Annotated in this window: 7 protein-coding genes; 3 read left to right on the forward strand and 4 right to left on the reverse strand. The window is 58.3% G+C overall.

All coding sequences use genetic code 11. The features are described from left to right. Both J6525_RS45555 and J6525_RS45560 read right to left on the reverse strand, forming a co-directional pair. Window positions 1–256 (reverse strand): macro domain-containing protein (locus J6525_RS45555; RefSeq protein WP_225649022.1); only part of this gene is annotated, 256 nt, incomplete at its 3' end. A gap of 1 nt (window position 257) precedes the next feature. Next, window positions 258–644 carry a DUF4433 domain-containing protein gene (locus J6525_RS45560; protein ID WP_225649520.1) on the reverse strand — a complete coding sequence of 129 codons (387 nt, stop codon included), beginning with the start codon at window positions 642–644 and terminating at the stop codon, window positions 258–260. Window positions 645–2,297: 1,653 nt separating this feature from the next. Here J6525_RS45560 and J6525_RS45570 point away from each other — a divergent pair. The 3 genes from J6525_RS45570 (at window position 2,298) to J6525_RS45580 (ending at window position 4,647) form a co-directional block, all read left to right on the forward strand. Beyond that, complete coding sequence (locus J6525_RS45570) at window positions 2,298–2,486, forward strand: hypothetical protein (protein WP_225649516.1); 189 nt, start codon at window positions 2,298–2,300, stop codon at window positions 2,484–2,486. Between the two features lie 548 nt (window positions 2,487–3,034). Beyond that, a protein-coding gene (locus tag J6525_RS45575) for an IS3 family transposase (RefSeq protein WP_225649521.1) occupies window positions 3,035–4,215 on the forward strand; the annotation gives its coding sequence in 2 pieces (ribosomal slippage) (window positions 3,035–3,287 and window positions 3,287–4,215; 1,182 coding nt in all). A 60-nt stretch (window positions 4,216–4,275) separates the two neighbouring features. Beyond that, entirely contained in the window at window positions 4,276–4,647 is a 372-nt protein-coding gene (locus J6525_RS45580; protein ID WP_225649517.1) for a cupin domain-containing protein, read from the forward strand. A 1,758-nt stretch (window positions 4,648–6,405) separates the two neighbouring features. On the opposite strand, the gene J6525_RS45585 is transcribed toward J6525_RS45580, so the two are convergent. Then, on the reverse strand, window positions 6,406–6,642 hold the full coding sequence (locus J6525_RS45585; protein WP_225649518.1) for a hypothetical protein: 237 nt from the start codon (window positions 6,640–6,642) through the stop codon (window positions 6,406–6,408). Window positions 6,643–6,701: 59 nt separating this feature from the next. After that, a partial coding sequence (gene darG, locus J6525_RS45590) for a type II toxin-antitoxin system antitoxin DNA ADP-ribosyl glycohydrolase DarG (protein WP_225649519.1) occupies window positions 6,702–7,240 on the reverse strand: 539 nt, incomplete at its 5' end.

A 7,240-nucleotide genomic window follows, 5' to 3' on the forward strand; every position in this document is an offset into this window, starting at 1 on the left:
GGAAGCGCCAATGAGCTTTCGTTGGGAAATTTATGATCCACTTAGGGCCGAACATCTCGCGTCGTTCTGTGACGAACATTTTTCCGATCTGAACGCCGTCTGACCGACACGCCGCTTCGTACGCGGTGAAGTTCTCGGGGAATGCTTCTTTGAACATCAAGGCAACGCCCTTCCCCATAACACCGACCGTGTTCACGGTGTTGACGAGAGCTTGCGCGTCTGAATCCAGAAGATTCCCTTGCGTAAAGCGGATCATGTCAATGAAACCATTCTCTGCGGGTGACAATCTGCAACTTGTAACCTTTCGAGTTACACAACTGCTCGACCTCAGCCTTAACTGTATCGTTGAAGCAAGCGATGCCGAACAGGGCACTCAGCGGTAGCTTCTTGTGCACCAAAGCCTCAGCTTGGTACTTTTCGAACTTGTCCGTGTCATCCTTCTTGAAGTTCCTTACTTGCAGGACCGGCCAAATGATCCAGGTTAGATTGCTTAGGTCATTCGTGAACTGCGCCAGCTTGAGGTATGCGTGCCGGTCGGTGAAAACGAACGGAACACCCAGCTGCTTGAGACGGTGCAGCGACGTGACAAGGATGACGATGTCATCCATGGGCTTCTTCGCGATGCCATTGTACCCGGTCTTGATGTCGACGGGCTGACGACCTCAACCAAGAACAAATTAAGAACACTCGGGGATTCGGTCAATAGGTTGTTTACTTCCGCCTTGCATGGTCACGCCTCGCGCTGGAAGCCTGTCAGTCTGCGCGGGTCGCTCGATGCGGCCGTATGTGTGAGAAGATCAGAAGCCCAGCGTTCCCGAGCACCCCGACCCCCACGCGCTATTTTCACCCCTCAAGCCTTCAGCCGCGCGCCATCGGCGCTCAGCATCGATCCACATTTTTAAGCTCTCCATTGTTTCCGCCAATCGGCACGTAGCCGGTTGCGGTCTTCGTCATGAGGGTGTTTGCCGCAGGGTCCGGGCTGGGCTCTTCCCCGAGTCGACTACGGACTTCGTTGAGGCTGATGACGCCGCTCTCCGCGTAGGGATCTCGCTCCCGAGCTTCTGGTCGATCTCCTGCTCTTCTGTCAAAGCGAACTCCAGCTCACCCCCTCGGATCGACATCGCTGCGGATGACCTGATTAACGAGATCGCCAAGCTCGTTTTGATCGCCTAAAGCCCCTCCTCTTCGCTAGTCCGATCGTGCTACTCGGCGATGCTCTTGTTCTGCAACGAGACAAACGCCGCTGGCGGATAGCTTAGTCGATCCCGACGATGACGTTCCAACAACAGTGAGAAGAGCTGCACCGTCAGAAATTCCATCGCTTGGTTCGCCGCAGATTCCGTCTCTTGGTCCGTCACGGATTCCAACCCTTGGTCCGTCCACCCCGTCCACAACCGCGACGCCCAGGGCGTCTCCTCCGCCGGGTACCCCGCCAGGAAAGACGAGCTCAGCAGCCTTGCGCAGCCGTAGAGGGGCGTCTGGGTTGATGAAGTCTGCAGGATCAGAGAGCCCTCCGAAGAACGGAAGCTCCGAGCGTCAAGACGATTCGTGTCGCGACAATGCCTGGTACGCTCATCGCTGTGGGCAGCGACGGCTCAGTAGGCCGTCCTTGATGAGATGGTCCACACGGCCTACGGCATCGCTGTCGGGCCCTCGATGCGCCTGCTGCAGATTGGCGAGAACTGATCAGGAAAGCCCTGCTGCTGCTCGATGAGTTGCCGGCCGAGGCGTGGCTCGAGAGGATCAACGATGCCATCAGCGCGGACGCGACGCGCCTGGAACTAGCAGAGACGCTGCGGACGGACGGCCATACGTTCGATACTGAGGGACGCGGAACACTTCCTGTCCGTAAAGCGCTGTTCAGGGGCCACCTACCGGATGACGGGGTGATCTGCGAGTCTGCGGTTCGGTTTGAACCGTTAGGCTTAGAATGGACACAGTGCATACTGCTTTCACGGAGCCAGTGCGGCGGCTCGAGGTCTTCACCGGAGCCGGCCGTCGGCGGAAGTGGAGCGACGAGGACAAGGCACGGATTGTCGCAGAGATCATGACGAGTGGCGATTCGGTCTGCTCGGTAGCGTGACGGCATGGATTGTCGCCGCAGCAGTTGTTTGGCTGGCGCCGTCAGTTGCGAGAAGCAGCGGTTTCAATGGAAACTGCGGACGAGGCGTCCGCCCTGAACGCCCTCGTCGACCTGGTGGCCAGGGGAGCGGTGATACTGGTCAAGTCGCCATTCCGCTATTGGAACGCCATGACCTTGCAGCTGTTTGGTCTGGAAACAGATCGGAACTGCGGATGTGGCAGACGAACTCGAATATTCGGCGCACCGGTTAGTGGTCATCGAACAGCCTGGCGGCGGTTTCCTGGTCGAGATCACGCCCCTCGGGGGCGGTCAAACCGTCAGGACGATGACCTATCAGAGCACGCTGGAAGCGATTTCTCCAGCGAAGAGGTGCATCGACAAACATCCTGAACGCAGGCGATAGACCCCGTTCTGGGGCACACGACCGCCGCTTTGGACCGGCAGTCACACTTGCCGATGCGGCGGCGCTGGCGCGCCCTATCCCAAAATGCAGGAGGCCGAAACCGGACGATGAACTAACGGCGCGGCGCATCCGTAAATCCACGGAGGGCGGCCTTAACGTTAAGCAGAGCAGCGACGACCGCGCAGACGTGGCATCGTGTAGTGTCCGAGATATTCATTTTCAATTCGTCAAAGCCATTTTCAAGAGTTCAGTGGTTTGAATCAATGATCGTTGGATTCGGTATCGTGAGCACGATCATGGGATCTGTGCTCGCGCTGTACGCAAGTCGGCATCGTTCGATCGTCTTGGAGACGTGCGCAGGCGCATTGCTGATTGCCGGCCTTACTTGCGTTGGCGCGGGCCTCCCGCGTGTCTAACCCTATTGTTGCACGCGCCCCGGAGTTGCGGTTCAATACCTATTCCCATCCGTTTGCGATCGCAAACAGCTGACCTGCCCTGAGTATTTCCTCCAGATGGAGTTAGAGTCCGGCCTGAGCAAGGACGGACAGATGAAGCGAGCAAGGTTCACGGAAGAGCAGATTATCGCAGTGTTGAAGGAGCATGAGGCTGGAGCGACGACAGCTGATCTGGCTCGCAAACACGGGGTCTCGGAGGCGACGATTTACAATTGGAAGGCCAAGTTCGGTGGCATGGAAGCTTCCGAAGCCAAGCGGCTGAAGTCGCTGGAGGAGGAGAACGCGAAGCTGAAGAAGCTGCTGGCCGAGCAAATGCTCGATGCGGCGGCACTGCGCGAGCTTCTGTCAAAAAAATGGTAGGGCCCGCCGCCAAGCGCGCCGCTGTGGCGCACCTGAAGGCCATGATGGGCCTGTCGGAGCGACGGGCCTGCATGATCGTCGACGCGGATCGGAGGATGATCCGCTACCGATCTCGCCGCGCTGCGGATACGGAGCTTCGTGCCCGGCTGCGCGACCTCGCCCACGAGCGCCGACGGTTCGGCTACCGTCGGCTGTTCATTCTGCTGCGACGAGAGGGCGAGCCATCAGGGCTCAATCGCATTCACCGGATCTATCGGGAAGAAGGACTGACAGTCCGCAAGCGGCGGGCTCGCCGCAAGGCCATGGGATGCCGGGCGCCGATCCCGGTGGAAGCGAAGCCGAATGCGCGCTGGTCGCTGGACTTCGTCCACGACCAGTTCGCCAACGGGCGTCGCTTCCGCATCATCGTCGACGATGTCACCAAGGAATGTCTGGGCGCCATTCCTGACACATCGATCTCGGGCCGGCGTGTGGCGCGGGAACTGACGACGGTTGTCGCGCGGCGCGGCAAACCCGGCCTGATCGTTTCCGACAACGGCACCGAACTCACCTGTAACGCCATGCTGGCCTGGTGCAAGGAAACCGGCATCGACTGGCACTTCATCGCACCGGGCAAACCAATGCAGAACGGCTTCGTCGAGAGCTTTAACGGCCGGATGCGCGACGAGCTCCTGAATGAGACGCTGTTCTTCGGTCTCGACGATGCCAGGGCCAAACTCGCGGCATGGGTCGCCGACTACAATGGCGAACGCCCCCATTCCTCGCTGCAATACCTCACGCCCGCGGCCTACGCCGCCTCTCTCACCGCAACGGGCGCTCGGCTGCGCAACCCCGACCAGCTCTGCCGATCGCCCGTTGCTTCCACCGCGCCGCAAGGCGTACACCCCCCCGAGACTCTAACTGCCGCTGGATGAAAATTCAGGGGCAGGTCACAACGTGCCGAATTCATTCATCTATTTTTAAAGGAGATAATGATGCTTCGATATCTCGCTTTGATTTTTTTCGCCCTTACCTGCGCAGCCAATGCTCAAACCAACCGCACCGAGTTAAAGCGCGCCGATTTGACCGGCACGAATATGGAGATTGTAGTCAGCGTCGTCGACGTACAGCCCGGAAACAATCTCATTCGCCATACGCACCATGGCGAGGAAGCCGTTTATGTTCTGGAGGGTGCAACGTTGGCACTATCTGACGGCAAAGAGGTGCCATTTCCTACGGGAGCAGCGGCGATCAACATTCGCGACGTTCCCCACGGTGGATTCAAGGTGGCCGGCGACAAAACCCTGAAGATGTTGACGGTGCATATCGTCGATAAGGGCAAACCCATGATGGAGCCCGTGAAATAGACGCACTGAAGAAAAGAGACGGCCCCAGTGAGCGGGCACATGCTGGGGCCAGTGTGTAGCTGGGCGTCGCAGTGCCGGTAGCGGTGCGGCACCGAACAGGGCGACCAATGCGAGTGCTTGCGCTTCGTTCCTAAAAGAAATGCCCCAGCGCCCGGGGAGACGCTGAGGCCGACATTCCAAGTGGATCGTCCAGGTGCTACTGGGCAGGGGCAGCTCTTTGACCTCCCGGAAACCGGAACCCGCGTCGACCGTTTTCATTCAAAAGGAAACAGCCCTGCGAGCCTGAGCTGGGGCCGCCCCTTATTTGCAAACTTCCACGTTAGACGTAATGCCGGTATTCCCGGTGCGGACCGCCTCAAGGCGACAGCCCGGTTTGACCGGCCTACATCCTCCAGACGATGTGCATATCAATTGCCCGGTCGCCTGACTTTCTTTCGGCTTCGCCTTTGCGCTCTGGGCACAGGCGCTTCCGGCCAACGTCGTTGATAAGAAGAATCCAACCAATCCGGCAGCCCATACAGATCGCATAATAACTCTCCTGAATTCTTCCGGGCTCAAAATTCCACTTATCGATCGGGAATGCCCGCGAAGGTTCCACCGTACCATGCGCGGTAGCAAGGATTGCCGGCCCCGCAATTGCACAGACGAGTTCAGACGATTACTACGCCCGAATCCGGGTCGGCCGTCTCAATCAGCACTGGGACTCCGGTCCAAAGCTCGCTGCCGGTTGTCACCGCAAGGGGCCGTCGGCGCGACTGAAAAAGACGCGGTTCAAGCGTCCGCAGTACTCCGATTTTGCCAATTGCCGCTCGCACGGAACATGTAGGCTTCGGGCGCCGGGATTTTGCATTTCCGTCCTGGGGCTAGGGCCGACGCCGACCGCGTGAATTTTAAGCGGGCGGCGTTGTGCTATGCGGGGTGCAAATTCGCAATCGAGACGGTCCCAGCAGCCTTTCCGGGGCTAGGCGGCGGCGCTAGAGCCGCCCCGATTGCGAGCGCGCCATTCGGGGCGCGTCTCATGCTATCGCGAATGGGACGAACCGAAATGGTCTTCCCGAGCTACCTCAACTTGACAGCTGTCTAATTCCTTGCGTGGCACAATGCGCCGAGGAACGCGGCGACTGGCTGTCCAGAGCTGGCGTCCCTATTTCACAGGTGGCGGTTGCAATGGAAATTATTGGACGCCCGATGCGAGGCCGTTTCCTCGTTCGGCAAGGTAGCATCGGCTGGATGGTATAGCAGCGAACTCAAAGGGCCGGCTCAGATAAAGAAAGATGGCCCCTTTGCCGAGAAGCTGAGATTCTAGCGAAGGTGCTGACGAACGAGCCAGCAGAGATTCGCAAAACCGACTCCTGGGTGCGGAACAGGTCTGGGCCGAGCTCGCCTCTCGTAGTCGGATAGCGCGGCCTCAACGATCCAAGGGAAGCGCTTCGTCCAGTCGAGCCGCCCTTGGTGATCAGCAGGACGCGGTCTCCGCGCTCGAGGCGCAGGCGGTAGCCGGCGGGCGATCACATTTCTGTCGGCAGGCAGAACTTGGGCACGGCCCGAAGACTGGTAACAAAGCCGGGGAATTCGGATATGAGGACTTGGTGTCGAAACGTTGCGATTTGCCCCCTACCGTGGCGACGGTGCCAATCCGGCAATGTCTTGTAGCATTTGAGCGAGCACAGGCTCCATCCATCGCGGCAAATTCCCTCATACCGGACGTCTAGAGTTTGGCAGATGGACGTACTCGAAAGAACCGACTGGAAATAGTCCTCATCCAAAAGCGCAGAAGCACGCCGCGCCCCTGTCCGTCCTTGAATCATCGAAATGAATTAACGTCAAACGGACTGGCATCACCCAAGCGTTGTCGCAGTGCAGGTAGCTGCCATCGAGTGCGTTCAGAAGGTGCTTGAGATTTTCGGAGTACGACCCTGACTTCTTCGCCGCGACCTGAAACTTCATCTGATTGTCGAGGCCCAGCTTCACGACAAAGCGCTCGAGAATATGCAAGCTTCTGTATTTCAAGAAGCGTGCAATCAAAGCCTAGAATGGAATACCGACGAACCAACTCAACGATAAGCGTGCGAGTAGCGGTTAGCTTCCGCCCGTTCTCTTGGCCACGTTCTGGTACTTCGCGTCGGCTCGTATACGATTACGTCTACGTCGGCCAGCTTGCCCAAGGCAGCTTCTATCTTCGGGCGCACATCGTTCCAATCCAAGCCGCCATTGCCCGCGCCCAAAGGCAGAAGAGCAATCGACTCAATGCCCTTTTCCTGGATGACACTCTTTAAGTCCTCTAGACCCTGCACAATCCACTCCATCCTCGATGGGAAGCGCCAATGAGCTTTCGTTGGGAAATTTATGATCCACTTAGGGCCGAACATCTCGCGTCGTTCTGTGACGAACATTTTTCCGATCTGAACGCCGTCTGACCGACACGCCGCTTCGTACGCGGTGAAGTTCTCGGGGAATGCTTCTTTGAACATCAAGGCAACGCCCTTCCCCATAACACCGACCGTGTTCACGGTGTTGACGAGAGCTTGCGCGTCTGAATCCAGAAGATTCCCTTGCGTAAAGCGGATCATGTCAATGAAACCATTCTCTGCGG

Origin of the sequence: Bradyrhizobium australafricanum (assembly GCF_020329495.1) — a bacterium.
Classification (GTDB): Bacteria; Pseudomonadota; Alphaproteobacteria; order Rhizobiales; family Xanthobacteraceae; genus Bradyrhizobium; species Bradyrhizobium australafricanum.

Coding starts and splice junctions, on each gene's coding strand:
- J6525_RS45580 (WP_225649517.1), top strand. CDS start 4,276: ATGCTTCGATATCTCGCTTTGATTTTTTTCGCCCTTACCTGCGCAGCC.